Origin of the sequence: Massilia sp. CT11-137 (assembly GCF_047302885.1) — a bacterium.
In the GTDB taxonomy this organism is placed as follows: domain Bacteria; phylum Pseudomonadota; class Gammaproteobacteria; order Burkholderiales; family Burkholderiaceae_D; genus Telluria; species Telluria orientalis.
In genome coordinates, this window is the sequence record NZ_JBKYMP010000001.1 from 289,914 (window position 1) to 309,571 (window position 19,658).

A 19,658-nucleotide genomic window follows, 5' to 3' on the forward strand; every position below is an offset into this window, starting at 1 on the left:
ATGCTGGTTCTGGTTACATTGTCTTGATGCGTTCGACCATTTCGGCGCCGAAGGCAATATAAGCCTGCGCGCCTTTCGAGGACGGATCGAACGTGACGCCCGGGATGCCGTACGACGGCGCTTCCGCCAGGCGCACGTTGCGCGGGATGATTGTCTTGAACACCTTGTCGCCGAAGTGCTGCTCGAGCTGGGCCGACACCTGCTGCGACAGGGTCATGCGCGGATCGAACATCACGCGCAGCAGGCCGATGATGCGCAGATCATGGTTCAGGTTCGCATGCACCTTCTTGATCGTGTTCACGAGATCCGACAGGCCCTCAAGAGCGTAGTACTCGCACTGCATCGGGATGATGACGCCGTGCGCGGACACGAGGCCGTTCAGGGTCAGCATCGACAGCGCGGGCGGGCAGTCGATCAGGATGAAGTCGTAGTCGGCGTCGACCTTCGCCAGCGCTTCCTTCAGGCGGCGCTCGCGGTTTTCCAGTTCGACCATCTCCACTTCGGCACCGGCCAGTTCGCGGTTGGCGGGCAGCACGTCGAAGCGCCCTGCTTCGCTGCGCAGGCGCGCCGTGGCCACGTCGGCCTCGCCCAGCAGCACCTCATAGATGGACGAGGTCAGCCCCGCCTTGTTGATGCCCGCGCCCATGGTGGCATTGCCCTGCGGGTCGAGGTCGACCAGCAGCACGCGCTGGTCAAGCTTGGCGAGACCGGCGGACAGGTTCACGCTGGTGGTGGTCTTGCCGACCCCGCCCTTCTGGTTTGCTACGCAAAAAATTTTCGCCATGTATGCCTTTATCAGTCATACGGTTAATATCATTAAAACGGTTTATACGATTTATATAATATTAACGGTATAAACTGTTTATACAGTTTATATGATTATGCTTCGACGGGATTGTTTCACGTGGAACGTTCGATGAATACCAGGTGGCGCTCGGCGCCTAGTCTCGGTACGTCCAGCGGTTCCACCTTGCCGACCTTCCACTCTGCCGGCAGGCGTTCCTGTTCGTCTTTCGGCGCCACCCCTTTCAAGGCGATGTAGCGTCCGCCGTCTGCCAGCAGGTGCGAGGACCAGTTGACGAAATCCGACAGGTCGGCAAAAGCACGCGAGGTGATGACGTCGAATTTGTCGTTCACCTGCAGTTGCTCCACCCGCGCCGTGTACACCGTGACGTTGGCCAGGCCCAGTTCCGCCTTCACCTGCGTAAGAAACGCCGTTTTTTTGTGGACCGTGTCGATCATCGACACTTTCATGTCTGGCCGCACGATTGCCAGCACGATGCCGGGCAGACCACCGCCCGAACCCACGTCCAGCACATTCTGCGCGGTCGCGAAGGCCGGTACGGCGGCCAGCGAGTCCAGCAGATGGTGCGTGACCATCTGCATCGGGTCGCGCAGCGACGTCAGGTTGTAGACCGCATTCCACTTGAACATCAGGGCCAGGTAATTCATCAGCTTGTCCTGCTGGGCCGGATTCACGTCGAGACCCATCGCGGCGATCCCCTCGCCCAGCACGGCGGACAAGGCCGCTCGATCGAAATTCTTCATGCGGCCGATTCCTCGTTCGGGACACTCCCAAAACCCTTGGCGCCGCGCTTTTTCAGGTGAACGAGCAGCAAGGAAATAGCCGCCGGCGTCACACCAGAAATGCGCGAGGCCTGGCCCAGCGTTTCCGGCCGCTGCTTATCGAGCTTCTGGCGCACTTCGATCGACAACGCCGCGATCTCGAGATAGTTCAGGTTCTCGGGCAATTTCAGGTTTTCATAGTGATCGTGGCGTTCGACTTCGCGCGCCTGACGGTCGATGTACCCCGAATACTTCAGCTGGATCTCGACCTGCTCCTTCACGGCCGGATCTTCCACACCCGGGCCGCCCAGCGCCTGGCCCTCGACGCCCTGCAGCGTAACCAGCTTGTCGTACTCGACACCCGGACGGCGCAGCAGGTCCGCCAGGTTGTATTCGCGCTCGATCGCTTGACCGATTACGCGTTCGGACTCGGCCGCGGCAAGGATGCGCGGATTCACCCACGTCGCGCGCAGGCGCTCCAGTTCGCGTGCGACGGCTTCGCGCTTGCGCTCGAACGCTTCCCACTGCGCATCGCCGACGACGCCCAGCTTGCGGCCGATCTCCGTCAAGCGCATGTCCGCATTGTCTTCGCGCAGCGACAAACGGTATTCCGCGCGGCTCGTGAACATGCGGTATGGCTCCGCGACGCCCTGCGTCGTGAGGTCGTCGACCAGCACGCCGAGATAGGCTTCCGAACGCGACGGCGTCCAAGCGTCGCGGCCCTGCGTCTGCAGCGCCGCATTGATACCGGCGAGCATGCCCTGGGCCGCCGCTTCTTCGTAGCCGGTGGTGCCGTTGATCTGACCCGCGAAGAACAGGCCCTGGATGGCCTTCGTCTCCAGCGACGCCTTCAGGCCGCGCGGGTCGAAATAATCGTATTCGATCGCGTAGCCGGGACGCAGGATGAACGCGTTTTCCAGGCCGCGCATCGAGCGCACCAGGGCCAGCTGCACGTCGAACGGGAGGCTCGTCGAGATACCGTTCGGGTAGAACTCGTTGGTGGTCAGACCTTCCGGCTCGAGGAAGATCTGGTGCGACTCCTTCGATGCGAAGCGGTGGATCTTGTCTTCGATCGACGGGCAATAGCGCGGGCCGACGCCCTCGATCACGCCCGTGTACATCGGGCTGCGGTCGAGGCCGTTACGGATGATGTCGTGCGTCTGCGCATTCGTGTGCGTGACCCAGCACGGCAACTGCTTGGGGTGCATCGCGGCATTGCCCATGTACGAAAACACGGGGACCGGATCGAGGTCGCCCGGCTGTTCCGTCATCACGGAGAAGTCGATGCTGCGGCCGTCGATGCGCGGCGGCGTGCCCGTTTTCAGGCGGCCCTGTGGCAGCTTCAATTCCTTCAGGCGCGACGACAGCGACACGGCAGGCGGATCGCCCGCGCGGCCGGCCGAGTAATTTTGCAGACCGACGTGGATCTTACCGTCAAGGAAAGTACCTGCGGTCAGCACGACGGCGCGGGCACGGAAGCGCAAGCCAATCTGCGTGACGGCGCCAACGACGCGCTCGCCTTCGACCATCAGGTCGTCGACGGCCTGCTGAAACAGCCACAAATTCGGCTGGTTTTCCAGGCGCGAGCGGATCGCCTGCTTGTACAGCATGCGGTCGGCCTGCGCACGCGTGGCGCGCACGGCCGGGCCTTTCGAGGAGTTCAGGATACGGAATTGGATACCGGCTTCGTCGGTGGCGATGGCCATCGCGCCGCCCATGGCGTCCACTTCCTTGACGAGGTGGCCCTTGCCGATGCCGCCGATGGACGGGTTGCAGGACATGGCGCCCAAGGTTTCGATGTTATGAGTGAGCAACAGGGTCTTTTGGCCCATGCGCGCAGACGCGAGCGCCGCTTCGGTGCCGGCATGGCCGCCACCAACGACGATCACGTCGAATTCAGTCGGAAATAGCATGATGGAGTGTGTTGCGAGGAGGATTAAGAAGGGATTATAGATTCTTTTTTCCGTGCGGCTTCGGCTCGGCCGCGAAAACGACGATTTGTTTCACGTGAAACAGCGCCGTGTTAGGCTTTTCGCCACACTCACTCGACCTTGCCGCCATGCCGAAACGCCGTCCTCTCACCTGTCTTTTGCTCGCCGCCAGCGCCACCGTCAGCGCGTATCCGCACTCGGATCTGCCGTCGACCACGTTCAGCCACAAGGACTGGGAACTTGTCTGTGACAACACGAGAACCTGTCGCGCAGCCGGCTACAATGAAGAAGACGACGGTCCGAACGCGACCATCCTGTTGACGCGCGCTGCCGGGCCGCACTAGCCGATCAAGGTCGAGCTGCAGCTGGCGGAAGATGAACGCCATCCGGCCCCCGACCAGCTTGCGATGAGCATCGACGGCCGCGCCGTCGGTATGGCCCGCATCGAACCGACATCGTCCACGCTCACGCTGACCGATGCGCAAATGCCTGCACTACTGCCGGCCCTGCTGAAGGACGGGCGCATCGCCTGGTCCGGCCAGGGCACGACATGGACTATCTCGACGGCGGGCTCTAATGCCGTGCTGCTCAAGATGGACGAATTCCAGGGCAGGCTCGATACGCTTGGCGTGTTGGTGCCGAAGGGCAGCAAACCAGAATCAAATGTTCTGCCACCATTGCGCGCGCCAGAAATCGAGGCGGGGCCGGTCAGCCAGGACAAGAACCCCATCAAGCTTACCCCGGCGCAGACCCGCGAGATCAAAACCGCATTGCGCCAGACCGTGAAGGAAGGCGATCGCGAGCTGCTGGACGCGGCGTCCGAATCGGCGGGCAAGCTCGAGGTGCGTCCGCTCGCGAAGGACAAACTGCTCGCGTCGCACACCTGCTGGATCGCCGCGTACAACACGGGCGAGGGCTACTGGGTCGTCAATAAGAAGCCGCCCTACTCGGCCGTCCCCGTCACCACGTCCGCCACGGATTACGATGACGGCGTCATTACCTCGTTCCAGAAAGGACGTGGCATTGCCGACTGCGTGGCAACCGCGACCTGGACATGGGACGGCCGCGCATTCGCCCAGACCTCCGACAAAACTTCCGGCATGTGCCGCCAGTTCACGCCCGGTGGCGCATGGGATTTACCGACACTCGTGACGAACGTCCGAAAGTCGCGTTGACTGTTCCACGTGAAACAATCACCAGCCCAGCCGCTTGAACGTGTCGAACGCTGTCTTTACGATCAGCAGCCCGACGACGACGAGGAACAGCTTGCGCACGAAGCCGCTGCCATGCTTCAGCGCCAGCCTGGTCCCGACCAGTGAGCCGGCGATCTGGCACACGGCCATCAGCAGGCCAAGCTGCCACAGCAGGTGGCCGCTGTAGCCGAACCAGAGCAACGCCGAGATATTGCAGGCAACGTTGACGATCTTCGCCGCCGCCGACGCGCTGAGGAAGTCGAACCCGAAGAAGCGGACGAACAGGAAGATCAGGAAGCTGCCGGTGCCGGGACCAAAGAAGCCGTCATAGAAACCGATGGCGGCGCCGACACCCATCGCCAGCAGCCGCTCCTTCATGCCGCTGTGGGCCGGCGCATGGACGGCGCCCAGGTCCTTCTTCTTGTACGTGTACACGGCCACCGCGACGAGGATCAGCGGCAGCAGACTCCGGACGAAATCGCCCGGCACGCGGGTCACCGTCCACGCACCGATGAACGACAGCGCGAATGCGGCGAGGGCCGCCGGCGCCGCCGTGCTCCAGGCGACCGTCACGCGTCGCGAGTATTTGACGGCCGCGACTGCCGTGCCAAACATCGCGGCCAGCTTGTTCGTGCCCAGTAGCGTTGCCGGTACCTCACGGGGGAACATGGCGAACATCGCCGGGATCTGGATCAGTCCGCCCCCACCGACGACAGCATCCACGAGACCGGCAACGAAGGCCGCGACGGCCAGCAGGGCAAAATCGAACATGATGAATCACGCGTAAAAGCGCTATTGTAGTCCGACACCCTTGTTGCGACGCAACAAACTCAGACGGCCGCCGCCCGCCCCTCTTCCAGGAATTGCAGCAGCAGGCGGTTGACCTCGTCGGCCGCCGTCAGCTGCAGCCAGTGATCCGCGCCGCGAATGCGCTCGAAACGGAATTCGCCGTCGACGTAGTGCGCGGAGTCGCGCATCTGCTTTTCGCCCAGGGCCGGGTCGCGGTCGCTCCACAAGCCCATCACGGGCACTTTCACCTGACGGTGTCCGCGCGGCAGGGCGAGACTCAGGTTGGCGCGGTAATAGTTCAGGGCGGCCGTCAGGCGCCCCGGCGGGGACAGGTCGCGCTTCCAGTGGTCGGCCTGGCCGGGCTCGTCCGTGAACTGGCGCATGATGAACCAGTCGGCGGCGCGCAACGTATGCTCGGCGATGCCCGGCATGATGAAGCCGAGGATATACGTCATGCGCAAGCGCTGCAGGATGCCGGCACGCGCGATGGCGTACGGGTGACCGGTGGACATCGCCACGTAGCGGTGCACGCGCTCCGGCGCCAGCGCCGCGATCTGCCAGCCGATGATGCCGCCCCAGTCATGGCCGACGAGGAAGACCTTGTCGATGTGAAGGGCGTCGAGCAGGCCCAGCACGTCGCCGCGCAGCTTGTCCATCGTGTAGTCGAAGACGCCGCCCGGCGCGTCGCTGCGGCCGTAGCCGCGCAGGTCCGGGGCCAGCACGCGGAAGCCCGCGGCGGCCAGGACGGGGACCTGCTTGCGCCAGACGATGTGGGTGTCGGGAAAACCGTGCAGCAGCAGCACCGCCGGTCCCTGCCCCGTCGTCGTCGTGTGGATGCGGATGCCGTTCACGTCCAGCATGAGGGATTCGTCGATCACGTGCGTCTCCTTGAAACCGGAGCGTGGAGCGCCGCCGCGATCTCGCCGACGATACCCCGGCGGAACAACAACACGCAGGCAACAAAGATGAGGCCGGTGACGATGCCCACCGATTCTCCGAGTGATGCGAACCATTCTACATGCGTCTTCTCGGCCAGGAAGTTCCCCAGGTCGCCCAGCTTGTTTTCCAGTGCGACGATCAGGAAAGCGCCCAAAATCGGCCCGGCCAGGGTGCCCATGCCGCCGACCAGGGTCATCAGGATGACGAGGCCGGACATCGTCCAGTGCACGTCCGTCAGCGTTTCGAAGCCGAGCACGACGGTCTTCGTCGCGCCCGCCAGGCCGGCCAGTGCGGCCGACAGCACGAACGCGACGAGCTTGTAACGATCGACGTCGTAACCCAGGGAAATGGCGCGCGCCTCGTTTTCCTTGATCGCCTTCAGCACTTGCCCGAACGGCGAATGCACCGTGCGCACGATCAGGGCAAAGCCGGCGACGCAGATCGCCAGCACGACGTAGTACAAGGTCAGGTCGTTGCCGAGGTCGACGCTGCCCAGCAGCTTGCCGCGCGGGACGCCCTGCAGCCCGTCCTCGCCATGCGTGAACGGCGCGCGCAGCGCCGCGAAATACACCATCTGCGCGAGCGCCAGCGTGATCATCGAAAAATAGATGCCCTGGCGCCGGATGGCCAGCAGCCCCATGACGACACCCAGCGCCGCGGCCGCCAGCACGCCCAGCACGAGCGCCGCCTCGAACGGCAAGCCGAGCACCGCCAGCGCGTGACCCGTGACGTAGCCGGCGCCGCCGAAGAAGGCCGCATGGCCGAACGACAGCAAGCCGGTGTAGCCGATCAGGAGGTTGAAGGCGCAGGCGAACAGCCCGAAGCACAGCAGCTTCATCAGGAAGACCGGGTAGCCCACGAACGGTGCCGCCAGCGCCACCACCAATGCGAGGCCGTAGCCGAGTGTTCTGTTCATGGTCATCGCCTCATTTTTCTTTGCCGAACAGGCCGGCCGGACGCAGCAGCAGCACGATCACCATCACGACGAACACGACCACTTCCGACGCTTCCGGATAAAACACGCGCGTCAGCCCTTCGACGACGCCCAGCGCCAGGCCCGTGACGATGGAGCCGAGGATGGACCCCATCCCGCCGATCACGACGACGGCAAACACGACGATGATGAGATTGGAGCCCATCAGCGGCGTGACGTTGATGACGGGCGCCGCCAGCACGCCGGCAAAACCCGCCAGCGCGACGCCGAAGCCGTAGGTCAATGTCACCATCAACGGCACGTTGACGCCGAACGCTTCGACCAGTTTCGGGTTCTCCGTGCCTGCGCGCAGGTAGGCGCCCAGCCGCGTTTTTTCGATCGTGAACCACGTCGCCAGGCACACGACGAGCGAGGCGAACACGACCCAGGCGCGGTAGTTCGGCAGGATCATGAAGCCGAGATCGGTGGCGCCGGACAGCGCTTCCGGCACGTCGAGGGTCTGGCCGGACACGCCGAAGAACGAGCGGAACACGCCTTCCAGCAGCAACGTGATGCCGAAGGTCAGCAGCAGGCCGTACAGGTGATCGAACTGGTAGAGCCAGCGCAGCATCGTCTTTTCGAACAGGATGCCGAACGCGCCGACGATGAGTGGCGCCAGCACGAGCATCGCCCAGTAATTCAGCCCGAACGACGTGACGCCGATGTACGCGGCGAACGCGCCCATCATGTACAGCGCGCCGTGCGAGAAATTGATCACGTTGAGCAGGCCGAAGATGACGGCCAGGCCCAGCGACAGCATCGCGTAGAACGAACCGTTCACCAGGCCCAGCAGCAGCTGGCTCATCATCGCCTGCAGGGGGACGCCGAAAATTTCCATATGACGTGCTTACGCCCGGCTCACTTCCACGCCGCGCACTTGGTCTCGGCCTTGGTCGTGTACGCCTGGGCACCCGGAATCGTGGCCACGACCTTGTAGTAATCCCATGGCGCCTTCGACTCGGCCGGCGTTTTCACCTGCATCAGGTACATGTCGTGCACCATGCGGCCGTCCGGACGGATCTCGCCATTCTTCGTGAACATGTCGTTGATCTTGGTCTTTTTCAGCTGGGCCATGACCTTGTTGCCATCGTCGGTACCAATCGCCTTGACGGCGTTCAGGTAGTTCATCGCGGCGGAATAATCCGCCGCCTGCAGCGACGACGGCTCCTTCTTCATCTTCGCGAAGTATTTTTTCGCCCACGCACGGGTGTCGTTGTTCATGTCCCAATACCACGCGTCCGTCAGGTAGAGTCCCTGCGTCGTCTGCAGCCCGAGGGTGTGGATATCGTTGATGAACACCAGGAGACCCGCGATCTTCATCTTGCTCGTCAGGCCGAATTCCTTCGCGGCCTTGACCGAGTTGATGAAGTCGCCGCCGGCATTCGCCAGTCCCAGCACTTGCGCTTTCGACGACTGGGCCTGTAGCAGGAACGACGAAAAATCGGACGCGCCCAGCGGATGCTTCACACTGCCCAGCACGGTGCCGCCATTGGCCTTGACGACATCGGTCGTGTCCTTTTCCAGCGACTGGCCGAACGCGTAGTCGGCCGTCAGGAAATACCAGCTCTTGCCGCCCTGCTTCACGATCGTGGCGCCCGTGCCGCGGGCGAGCGCGACCGTGTCGTACGCGTAGTGCACGGTGTACGGCGAGCACTGTTCGTTGGTCAGTTGCGCGCTGCCGGAACCGATCGCGATGAAGACCTTTTTCTTTTCCGCCGCGACCTTGGCCATGGCGAGGGCCGCACCGGAATTCGTGCCGCCGATCAGCATGTCGACGCCCTGCTGGTCGAACCATTCGCGCGCCTTGCTGGCGGCGATGTCCGGCTTGTTCTGGTGGTCGGCGACGATGAACTGGATTTTTTTACCGTTGATGGCGCCGCCCGCATCGGCGATCGCCATGCGCACGGCTTCGGCGCCGCCATTGCCGTCGATGTCGGAATACACGCCCGATAAATCCGTGATCATGCCGATTTTGACGGTGTCGCCCGAGATCTGGGCCAGCGCCGGCATGGACAAACCGGCCGCGAAGGTGGCGGCGGCAAAGGCAATCGCTGTTTTCATGTGGTCTCCGTTGTCAATGATCAAACGCCCAGCAGCTCGGTCAATGCCGGCATGCTGGCCTGCAGCTCCGCGGCCGCGATCGTCGTGACGATGCGGCCGTGTTCCATGACGTAAAACCGGTCCGCCAGCGGCGCCGCGAACCGGAAATTCTGTTCCACCATGACGATCGTGTAGCCCTTCGCCTTGAGGGTCGTGATCATCTTCGCCAGCGCCTGCACGATCACGGGGGCGAGCCCTTCCGAGATCTCGTCCAGCAGCAACAGGCGCGCGCCCGTGCGCAGGATGCGCGCGACGGCCAGCATCTGCTGCTCGCCGCCGGACAGCCGCGTGCCCTGGCTGTGGCGCCGTTCGTACAGGTTCGGGAACATCTCGTAGATCTCGGCGACGCTCATGCCAGCCTCCTGACCCGCCAACTTCGGCGGCAACATCAGGTTTTCCTCGGCCGACAGCGACGCGAAAATGCCGCGCTCCTCCGGGCAGTAACCGATGCCGAGGTGGGCGACGCGGTGCGTGGGCAGGCGGATCGCCTCGACGCCATTGACCTTGATCGACCCGCTGCGCGCGCCCGTCAGGCCCATGATGGCGCGCAAGGTGGTCGTACGGCCCGCGCCGTTGCGGCCGAGCAGGGTGACGACTTCGCCCGGCTGCACGGTCAGGCTGACGCCGTGCAAAATGTGCGATTCGCCATACCAGGCTTGCAGGTTCTCGATCTCCAGTGCGGGCGTCATCCGTGTGCTCCCGCCAGGTTGTTGTCGGCGCTGCCCATGTACGCTTCGATGACCTGCGGATTGCGCGATACGTCCGCGTAACTGCCTTCCGCCAGCACGGCGCCCCGCTGCAGCACGGAGATGCGGTCGCAGATGCCGGACACGACGTTCATATTGTGTTCCACCATCAGGATTGTGCGGCCGCTCGCCACTTTCTTGATCAATGCCGTCACGCGGTGCACGTCTTCGTGGCCCATGCCTTGCGTCGGTTCGTCCAGCAGCATGAGTTCCGGCTCCATGCCGAGCGTCGTCGCGATCTCGAGCGCGCGCTTGCGGCCGTACGGCAGGTCGGCCGTGACGGTGTCGGCAAAGTTTTCCAGATCCACTTCGGCCAGCAAGGCCATGGCGCGATCGTTGAGCTGGTTCAGCGTTTTTTCGCTGCGCCAGAAATAAAAACTGGTGCCGAGGGCGCGCTGCAGGCCGATGCGCACGTTTTCCAGCACGGTGAGGTGAGGAAAAACGGCCGAGATCTGGAACGAGCGGATGATGCCCATGCGCGCGATCTGCGCCGGTTTTAGCGAGGTGATGTCGGTGCCGTTGAACAGGATACGGCCGGCGGACGGAGAAAGAAATTTCGTCAGCAGGTTGAAGCACGTCGTCTTGCCGGCGCCATTGGGTCCGATGAGCGCGTGGATATGGCCGCGCTGCACCTGCAGACTCACCTGGTTGACCGCCGTAAAACCCTTGAATTCCTTCGTCAGATCACGTGTTTCCAGAATGACGTCTGGCATTGCGTCTCCCCGCTTTCGTCCATTCAAGCTTTACAAATCATACACACTTTTGGAACTCGTCAAGATACAGCACGCGGCAGGCGGATCGCCCTGCGCTACGTCATGACGGCGCGCAAACCCGTTGTGCAAAAACGCACTATGACCACGTGCTGTCGATCAGCGCAGCCGCCTTTTCGGCAATCATCAGGGTCGGGGAATTCGTGTTGCCGGAGGTGATCGTCGGCATGATGGACGCGTCGACGACGCGCAACCCTCGGACGCCTTTGACCCGCAATGTGCTGTCGACGACGGCGAGCGGATCGTCCATTTTCCCCATGCGGCAGGTGCCGACGGGATGGAAAATCGTCGTGCCGATGAGGCTGGCTGCTTCCGCCAGTTCTTCCTCCGTGCGGTAGTGCGGGCCCGGCTTGAATTCTTCCGGGCGGTATTGCGCCAGTGCGGGCGCCGCGACGATGCGCCGGGTCAGCGCCAGCGCGTCGGCCGCCACCTTGCGGTCTTCCGGCGTGCTGAGATAGTTCGGCGATATTTTCGGCGGCGCGTAACTGTCGTTCGCCGCCAGCCGGACGTGCCCCCGCGCCGTCGGCCGCAGGTTGCACACGCTCGCCGTGAATGCGGGAAAACCGTGCAGCGGATCGCCGAATTTTTCCAGGGACAGCGGCTGCACGTGGTATTCCAGGTTCGGCGTCGCCTGGCCGGGATCGGACCTGGCGAACGCACCCAGCTGCGACGGCGCCATCGACATCGGCCCGCTCTGAAACAGCAGATATTGCACACCGATTTTCATCTTGCCGTACCACGACGCGGCGCTCGTGTTGAGCGAGCGGGCGCCCGTGATGCGGTAGACCATGCGCAGCTGCAAATGATCCTGCAAATTTTCGCCGACGCCGGGCGCATCGACGACGGGGTTGATCCCATGCCGATGCAGCAAAGCCGCCGGCCCGATGCCGGACAATTGCAGGATATGCGGCGAGCCGATGGCACCGGCGGCAAGCAGGGTTTCGCGCCGCGCCGTCGCCGTGAATGCCCGGCCGCCGCCCGTGAATTGCACGCCGCGGCAGACGACGCCCTGCTCCGCCTGCCCGATCAACAGCTTTTCGACGTGACAACCCGTCATGATCGTCAGGTTCGGCCGCGTGGAAGCCGGCCGGAGAAACGCTTTCGCCGTATTCAGCCGGATGCCGCGCCGCTGGTTGACTTCGAAATAGGCACAACCCGCGTTGTCGCCGCCGTTGAAATCGTCGACTTTCGGGATGCCCGTCTGGTGGGCCGCTTCGCGGAACGCGTCGAGGATCTCCCAGGACAGCCGCTGGCGCTCCACCCGCCATTCGCCGCCGCTGCCGTGGATGGCGCTGGTACCGCCGTGATGGTCTTCGCTCGCCTTGAAAATGGGCAGGACATGATCCCAGCGCCAGGAGGGATCGCCCGTGATGGCGGCCCAGCGGTCGTAGTCCTCGGCCTGGCCGCGCATGTAGATCATGCCGTTGATCGACGAACTGCCGCCCAGCACTTTACCGCGCGGGTAGATCAGCGCGCGCCCTGCCAGGCCGGGATCGGCTTCCGTTTTATACAACCAGTCCGTGCGCGGGTTGCCGATGCAGTACAGGTAGCCGACGGGGATGTGGATCCACAGGTAATCGTCCTTGCCGCCCGCCTCGATCAGCAGCACCTGCACGTCGGACCTGCGGGTCAGGCGATTGGCCAGCACACAGCCGGCGGTACCGGCCCCGACAATGATGACATCGAATTCCCCTGCGGACTCCATGGACCCTCGCATCGTGATTCGGTTGAACAAGCTTACCAGATGATCAAGCTCAACAAGGGGTCCCTGGGCTGTGGATAAGCGTATGAATATCCACAGGTACGAAATGTGAGGAAGATCGGTTTTTCGCACAGTCGGGATTTTTATCCAGTTTTGCCACAAGGCACATACAAGACCAGCCCACCGTCTTATGCGAACCGTAAACGTTTGATGTTGTGGAAAAAACCCGGCTTATCCACAGAAGAGTGGCACCGTTAACTATTACTATTATTCTGTATACAAGCTTCTGGTTGTAAACCTGACGAGCCGCCTTGAAAGCTGCGGCCCTGTCGAAAAAAATTTCTCGTCGCCGATCTCGACATCGTTCTGCTCAACAAAAAAAATCGACCGACTCCGGATGCGTTCATGACCACAACACCTGCCCGACGTCGACCAGGCCAGCTACCCGCGACACCCAAACGCCCTGTTTCCGGGCCTTTTGTGGATAAGCTGCTGAATATCCACAGGATCGAATGTGCGGAACTGCCACGAAAGTCGATCTCGAATTTTTTCTCCAGTTTTGGTCCTCGACAGAAACAAGGTTTGTTCGACCGCTTTCGACGCACGTAAACCCTTGAGCTTGTGGAAAAAATCCCGTTTATCCACAGTTCAGCCGGCGTTTACTATTATTACTATCCTTTCTTTCTATCCAAGTTAACTAAAGAAGGACAACTCGCCCGGCAGCGATCGACGGCGAAGCAGACACGACGCGAACGCTCTTCTGTCTGCAAAAAAAAAGAACTGAACGCCACCGCATCCAAAAAATGCTGACGTAACGACTGCTCGACTGCCGTTTGTCTACAGGAAGAACACGATGCCGAGGTCGCATCCGGAACAGCGTTCGCAGCCCGCGAACGTCCCGCCGGTAGACAAAACCAGCTCGACTGTGGAAAAGGCGCTGCATATCCACAGGATCGGATGTGCAGAACGGCCGTTTTTTCTGCTCGCCTGGTTTTTGTCCAACATCGGTTCAGCATCGATACAATGCTTGTCCAGCCGCTTCGTGAGCACGTAAACCGTTGACGCTGTAGACAAATTCCTTCTTATCCACAGGAAGGAAGGCGTTTACTATCACTACCATTTTTTATATATATCTTTGTTTTATTAATACAAAGACAGAGCGAACAGCGGGAACAAGCCGCCAAAACCGTCCGTCAACCCATCTAAAAACCAGGCTGAACCATGCGATTAGGGATCATCAGTGCGTTGCACGAAGAACAGCAGGGGCTCGTAGAGGCCATGGAAGGGGCCTACAAGCTCACGCACGGCATGCGCGAGTACTTCCTCGGACGACTGTGGGAAATCGACGCTGTGTGCGTTTTATCGCGTATAGGCAAGGTTGCAGCGGCACTGACGACCGCAACGCTTGTGGAGAAGTTCGGTGTTACCCACATCCTCTTTACGGGCGTGGCTGGCGCTGGAGACGCTTCGATCCGTGTCGGCGACATCGTCGTGGCCGAATCGCTCGTCCAGCACGACATGGATGCGAGCCCTTTGTTCCCCCGCTACGAAGTGCCGTTGACGGGTTTGACGCACTTCCTGTCCGACCACCACATGGCGTTGCAGCTGGCGGATGCGGCGCACCGCTTCCTGGAAGACGACTTCGCGCTTGCCGTCGACCCCGGGGAAAGGGCCGTATTCGCGCTCAGCGGGCCGCGGCTGCATCGAGGCCTGATCGCCAGCGCCGACCAGTTCGTGAGCGACAAGGACCGTCTGGACGCGTTGAATGAGGCATTGCCGGGTCTGCTGGCGGTGGAGATGGAAGGCGCCGCGGTTGCGCAGGCCTGTTTTGAGCTAGGCATCCCGTTCGGCGTGATCCGGACGATTTCCGACAACGCCAACGAACACGCGGCCACGGATTTCATGCGTTTCGTGAAATTCGTGGCCGCGCGGTATGCTTTTTACATCGTCAGGCAGTTTTGCCTGGGTTGGCAACATCAGGCCAACAGGGTATCCGCCGGCACGTAGTCATAGCCGAGATCCTTCGCGACGGCCGCATAGGTCACCTTGCCTTCGCAGACATTCAAACCGTTCTTGAGGTGCGGATCGTCGCGCATGGCCTGCCGCCAGCCCTTCGTCGCCAACGCGACGGCATGACCGATCGTCGCGTTGTTCAGCGCAAATGTCGACGTGCGGGCCACTGCGCCCGGCATGTTCGCCACGCAATAGTGAACAACGCCGTCCACGACAAAGGTCGGATCGGCGTGCGTGGTCGGATGCGACGTCTCGAAACAGCCGCCCTGGTCGATCGCCACGTCGACGACGACAGCCCCTTTTTTCATTTTTGACACCATGTCGCGCGTGACGAGCTTCGGCGCCGCGGCACCGGGCACGAGCACGCCACCGATGACGAGGTCGGCCGACAGCACCGCTTCCTCGATCGCGTGCGCGTTCGAATACAGGGTCGAGATCCGGTTGCCGTAGACGAGGTCGAGCTGCCGCAGGCGGTCGACGTTCTTGTCGAGCACGGTGACACGTGCGCCGATACCGGCCGCCATCTGCAACGCATTCGTGCCGACGACGCCGGCGCCGATGATGACGATATGGCCCGCCGCCACGCCCGGCACGCCGCCCAGCAGGATGCCGGCGCCGCCCTTCGATTTTTCCAGGTGGCTGGCGCCGGCCTGGATCGACATCCGCCCCGCCACCTCGCTCATCGGCGCCAGCAACGGCAGGCCGCCGCCCGGGCCCGTGATGGTTTCGTACGCGATGCACACGGCGCCGGATTGCACGAGGGCCGCCGTCTGCTCCGGATCCGGCGCCAGGTGCAGATACGTGTACAGGATCTGTCCCGGACGCAGCATCGCGCATTCCTGCGGCTGCGGTTCCTTCACTTTCACGACCATGTCGGCCTGCGCGAAGATTTCTTGCGCCGACGGGACGATCGTGGCGCCGGCAGCCGCGTATTGCTCGTCCGTCAACCCGATGCCGGCACCGGCGCCGGTCTGCACGATGACCCGATGCCCGCGCGCGACCAGTTCGTGCACGCTGGGGGGCGTCAAGCCCACCCGGAATTCATTGTTTTTGATTTCTTTTGGTACGCCTATCAACATGTCTGCCTCCAGGTTAAACCTACGAAAAACATCTCCAAAAACAAAACGCCGCGGCGCAGGTTAGAAACCTGCTACCGCGGCGTCGCAGCCATCAGGACCCGGATTACAAACCGAGCGTCATCAGGCTTGCGTTACCTCCTGCCGCGGTCGTGTTGACGCACAAGGCGCGTTCCGCCACCAGCCGCCACAACGCCACCGGTTCGCCCGCACGGGTGTCGACGATGCCGACGATCGCCCCCGGACGGGCCGCCAGCCGCGCCTGCAGATCCCCGGGGAGACCCTGCTCGACGAGGGCCATGGCGAACTCGCTGCCATCCAGCTCCTGCGCGTTGATGAAGCGCACGCGTTCCTTGACGGCGATCGGCAACGCGGGCAGCGTTTCCGCCAGCACGAGCGCGCGGTTGCCCGTCGCGAACGCGGCCGCCAACTGGTTCAGCAGGCTCGCCGTGCCGTTCGGCGCGCACAGGACGGTGCCGCGCGGAACGAAATCGAGCTGGTTGCGCTCGCCCGTCGGGCCCGGCAAGTCGATGCGCACGCCGTCCAGCGTCGTTTCCATGTAACCGTTTGCCAGGTTCGCGATGTCGCCGTGGCCGTTCGCGCACGCCCAGGCAAGCAGGCCGTCCAGCGCGTTATTGCTGCGGCGTGCGTGACGCAGCAGCGGCGCCGCATCCTGTTGCAGGCGCTTCAGGTACAACGGACCGCCGGCCTTCGGACCGGTGCCGGATTTCCCCTCGCCACCGAACGGCTGGACGCCGACGACGGCGCCCACGATATTGCGGTTCACGTAGATGTTGCCGACGTGGGCCCGCGTCGTGATGAATTCGATCGTCTCGTCGATGCGCGAATGCACGCCGAGCGTGAGGCCGTAGCCGGTCGCGTTGATCGTGTCGACGACCTTGTCCAGCTCGGAACGGCGCCAGCGCACGATGTGCAGCACGGGGCCGAAGACTTCGCGCTTCAGTTCGCTCATCGAGCCGATCTCGAGCACGGTCGGCGGCACGAACGTCCCCTGCGACAGCAACACGTCCGGCAAGACCAGCGAGAAATGCTGCTTCGCCGTCGCCTTCATGCGCTCGATGTGGCCGAGCAGGTTTTGCTGGGCTTCCTTGTCGATGACGGGGCCGATGTCGGTGGACAGGCGGTCCGGCACGCCCACGCGCAATTCCTGCATGGCGCCCTTGAGCATCTTGATCGTTTTATCGGCAATGTCTTCCTGCAGGAACAGCACCCGAAGGGCGGAGCAGCGCTGGCCGGCGCTGTCGAACGCGGAACTGAGCACATCCTGCACGACCTGCTCCGGCAGTGCGGAAGAATCGACGACCAACGCGTTCTGGCCGCCCGTCTCGGCGATCAGCGGGATGTCGGCGCCTTCCTGTGCGGAACGTGCGGCCAACGTACGGTTGATCAATTGCGCAACCTCCGTCGAGCCCGTAAAAATGACGGCTTTTACACGCGCATCGGAGGTCAATGCGGCGCCGACGGTCTCGCCACGGCCCGGCAACAGCTGCAGCGCGGCTGTCGGCACACCCGCTTCGTGGAACAATTGCACGGCGCGGTGGGCGATCAGCGGCGTCTGCTCGGCCGGCTTTGCCAGCACGACATTGCCGGCGGCCAGCGCGGCGGCGACCTGGCCCGTGAAAATCGCGAGCGGGAAGTTCCAGGGGCTGATGCACGTCACCGGTCCCAGCGCGCGGGCTTGCGGGGCATTGCGGATCTCAGCCGCGTAATAGCGCAGGAAATCGACGGCTTCGCGCACTTCCGCGATCGCGTTCGGCAGAGACTTGCCCGCTTCGCGCACGGCCAGGGCCATCAGTTCGCCGCGGTATTGCTCGAACAGATCGCCGACGCGGGCGATGATGTCGGCGCGACCGGCATTGCCCATGCCTTCCCAGGCCGGTTTCGCGTTCACGGCGGCCTGCAGCGCGGTATCGACGTCGGCGGTGGTCGCTTCCGTCACCTGGCCGACGATGTCCGCCGACTGCGCGGGATTCACGATGTTCAGCGCACCGGCCGCTGCGACGGGACCGTCGACGAGCGGTGCGGCCACGTAATGGCGCGGTGTACCGAGGTCTGCGGCCAGTTCGGCCAGCACGTGTTCATTTGCCAGGTCGAGCCCGGTGGAGTTGCGGCGGCCGTCAGGGAACAGAGTCAGCGGCAGCGGAATGCGCGGGTGCGGCAGGCAGTGCGCGGCGCGTGCGGCTTCGAACGGATCGGCCAGCAGGGTGTCGATGGGCACGCTCTCGTCGACGATCTGGTTCACGAACGACGAATTCGCGCCGTTTTCCAGCAGGCGGCGCACGAGGTAGGCGAGCAGTGTCTCGTGCGAACCGACCGGCGCGTAGATCCGGCAAGCTTTACCGAGGTTCTCTTTGCCGACGACCTGGTCGTACAGCGTTTCTCCCATGCCGTGCAGGCACTGGAATTCGTAATCGGTGACGTTGTCGGCCTTCGCCCACGTGTAGATCACGGACAGCGAATGTGCATTGTGCGTGGCGAACTGGGCGTAGATCACGTCCGTCGCGGCGAGCAGCTTGCGCGCGCACGTGAGGTAAGACACGTCCGTGTAGATCTTGCGCGTGTACACCGGATAGCCCGGCAGGCCGTCGACCTGGGCGCGCTTGATTTCCGCATCCCAGTACGCGCCCTTGACGAGGCGGACCATGAATTTGCGGCCGCTGCGGCGGGCCAGGTCCACGACGAAATCGATCACGAACGGGCAGCGCTTCTGGTACGCCTGCACGACCAGGCCGATGCCTTCGAAGCCGGCCAAGGATGGATCGAAAGCAAGAGCTTCCAGCATGTCCAGCGAGATTTCCAGGCGGTCCGCTTCCTCGGCGTCGATATTGATGCCGATGTCGTATTCCTTGGCGAGCAGCACGAGGTTGCGCACGCGCGGCAGCAGTTCGCCCATCACGCGGGCATATTGCGCGCGGCTGTAGCGCGGATGCAGGGCCGACAGCTTGATCGAGATGCCCGGACCGTCCTTGATGCCGCGGCCATTGGAGGCCTTGCCGATCGCGTGGATGGCCGCTTCGTATGAGGCATAGTAATTGTCGGCGTCGGATTCCGTCAGCGCCGCTTCGCCCAGCATGTCGTAGGAATAGCGGTAACCGCGGGTTTCGTTTTCGACGCTGTTCTTCAAGGCTTCGGCTATGGTCTGGCCGGTGACGAACTGGTTGCCCAGCATACGCATCGCGAGGTCGACGCCCTTGCGGATCAGCGGTTCGCCGCCTTTGGCGATCATGCGGGTCAGCGCGGCGCCGAGGCCCTTCTCGCTGCTGGACGACACGAGCTTGCCGGTGACGAGCAGGCCCCACGTGGCGGCGTTCACGAACAGCGACGGCGATTCGCCCAGGTGCTTTTTCCAGTCGCCCTTGCTGATCTTGTCGGCGATCAGGCGGTCGGCCGTTTCCGTGTCGGGGATGCGCAGCAGCGCTTCGGCCAGGCACATCAGTGCGACGCCTTCTTCCGACGACAGCGAGAATTCGTGCATCAGCGCATCCACGCCCGACGAGCGCGTACGTTTTTCGCGCACGGCCGACACGAGGCGGTGCGCCAGCATGTAGGCGTCGCCGTTGGCGCTGGCACCCTGGGCCAGCAGCCATTCCACTGCGCTGGTCTCGTCACGGCGGTAGGCGGCGGTGATCGCCGCACGCAGCGGCGTCTGTTCGCGGCGGGTTTCGGCCTGCAGGGCGTCGAAAGGGACGTAGGTGGAAGCCGGGAAGGCGGCAATGTTCATGAACGGTCAGGAAAAAATGGATGAGGACGGGCACCGGCAAACGCCGGTCTGGAGTGCGGATCAATGATTCGATTGTAGAAGGAAATCTTCTGGATTAATTCTGTTTTTACAGAAGACT

The 19,658-nt window shown here is 62.9% G+C and carries 14 protein-coding genes and 1 pseudogene; 2 read left to right on the plus strand and 13 right to left on the minus strand.

Annotated features, from left to right (window positions below; genetic code table 11):
- Positions 1-13: 13 nt before the first annotated feature.
- The 3 genes from ACEN98_RS01335 to mnmG all read right to left on the minus strand — a co-directional run bounded on the left by ACEN98_RS01335 (position 14) and on the right by mnmG (position 3,479).
- On the minus strand, positions 14-784 hold the full coding sequence (locus ACEN98_RS01335) for a ParA family protein (RefSeq protein WP_036237197.1): 771 nt from the start codon (positions 782-784) through the stop codon (positions 14-16).
- 116 nt (positions 785-900) lie between these two features.
- Positions 901-1,548 carry a 16S rRNA (guanine(527)-N(7))-methyltransferase RsmG gene (rsmG, locus tag ACEN98_RS01340; RefSeq protein ID WP_413380812.1) on the minus strand — a complete coding sequence of 216 codons (648 nt, stop codon included), beginning with the start codon at positions 1,546-1,548 and terminating at the stop codon, positions 901-903.
- Entirely contained in the window at positions 1,545-3,479 is a 1,935-nt protein-coding gene (gene mnmG, locus ACEN98_RS01345) for a tRNA uridine-5-carboxymethylaminomethyl(34) synthesis enzyme MnmG (RefSeq protein ID WP_413380814.1), read from the minus strand. The genes rsmG and mnmG overlap by 4 nt, the downstream gene beginning before the upstream one ends.
- A gap of 146 nt (positions 3,480-3,625) precedes the next feature.
- Here mnmG and ACEN98_RS01350 point away from each other — a divergent pair.
- A pseudogene (locus ACEN98_RS01350) lies at positions 3,626-4,672 on the plus strand (DUF1176 domain-containing protein).
- Between the two features lie 18 nt (positions 4,673-4,690).
- Here ACEN98_RS01350 and ACEN98_RS01355 read toward each other — a convergent pair.
- The 8 genes from ACEN98_RS01355 to ACEN98_RS01390 all read right to left on the minus strand — a co-directional run bounded on the left by ACEN98_RS01355 (position 4,691) and on the right by ACEN98_RS01390 (position 12,712).
- Complete coding sequence (locus ACEN98_RS01355; protein ID WP_413380816.1) at positions 4,691-5,461, minus strand: sulfite exporter TauE/SafE family protein; 771 nt, start codon at positions 5,459-5,461, stop codon at positions 4,691-4,693.
- Between the two features lie 59 nt (positions 5,462-5,520).
- A complete protein-coding gene (locus ACEN98_RS01360) occupies positions 5,521-6,357 on the minus strand; it encodes an alpha/beta fold hydrolase (protein ID WP_413380818.1) in 837 nt (278 codons plus the stop codon).
- Positions 6,354-7,334: a branched-chain amino acid ABC transporter permease gene (locus ACEN98_RS01365; RefSeq protein ID WP_413380820.1), complete on the minus strand. Its 981-nt coding sequence runs from the start codon at positions 7,332-7,334 to the stop codon at positions 6,354-6,356. The genes ACEN98_RS01360 and ACEN98_RS01365 overlap by 4 nt, the downstream gene beginning before the upstream one ends.
- 10 nt (positions 7,335-7,344) lie before the next feature.
- Entirely contained in the window at positions 7,345-8,229 is an 885-nt protein-coding gene (locus tag ACEN98_RS01370) for a branched-chain amino acid ABC transporter permease (RefSeq protein WP_413380822.1), read from the minus strand.
- Positions 8,230-8,249: 20 nt separating this feature from the next.
- Positions 8,250-9,452 (minus strand): ABC transporter substrate-binding protein, encoded by a 1,203-nt coding sequence (locus ACEN98_RS01375; protein ID WP_413380824.1) that lies wholly within the window; start codon positions 9,450-9,452, stop codon positions 8,250-8,252.
- Positions 9,453-9,472: 20 nt separating this feature from the next.
- Positions 9,473-10,180, minus strand: a complete 708-nt coding sequence (locus ACEN98_RS01380) for an ABC transporter ATP-binding protein (protein WP_413380825.1) — start codon at positions 10,178-10,180, stop codon at positions 9,473-9,475.
- Positions 10,177-10,950, minus strand: a complete 774-nt coding sequence (locus ACEN98_RS01385) for an ABC transporter ATP-binding protein (protein WP_413380827.1) — start codon at positions 10,948-10,950, stop codon at positions 10,177-10,179. The genes ACEN98_RS01380 and ACEN98_RS01385 overlap by 4 nt, the downstream gene beginning before the upstream one ends.
- A 136-nt stretch (positions 10,951-11,086) precedes the next feature.
- On the minus strand, positions 11,087-12,712 hold the full coding sequence (locus ACEN98_RS01390) for a GMC family oxidoreductase (protein WP_413380829.1): 1,626 nt from the start codon (positions 12,710-12,712) through the stop codon (positions 11,087-11,089).
- Positions 12,713-13,930: 1,218 nt separating this feature from the next.
- On the opposite strand from ACEN98_RS01390, the gene ACEN98_RS01395 reads away from it, so the two are divergent.
- A complete protein-coding gene (locus ACEN98_RS01395; RefSeq protein WP_413380831.1) occupies positions 13,931-14,716 on the plus strand; it encodes a 5'-methylthioadenosine/adenosylhomocysteine nucleosidase in 786 nt (261 codons plus the stop codon).
- On the opposite strand, the gene ald is transcribed toward ACEN98_RS01395, so the two are convergent.
- The gene (gene ald, locus ACEN98_RS01400; protein WP_413380833.1) at positions 14,686-15,801 is read right to left on the minus strand and encodes an alanine dehydrogenase; all 1,116 of its coding nucleotides are present in this window, start codon (positions 15,799-15,801) and stop codon (positions 14,686-14,688) included. The two genes, ACEN98_RS01395 and ald, sit on opposite strands and share 31 nt — an antisense overlap.
- A gap of 103 nt (positions 15,802-15,904) precedes the next feature.
- Complete coding sequence (gene putA, locus ACEN98_RS01405; RefSeq protein WP_413380835.1) at positions 15,905-19,540, minus strand: trifunctional transcriptional regulator/proline dehydrogenase/L-glutamate gamma-semialdehyde dehydrogenase; 3,636 nt, start codon at positions 19,538-19,540, stop codon at positions 15,905-15,907.
- Between the last annotated feature and the right edge of the window lie 118 nt (positions 19,541-19,658).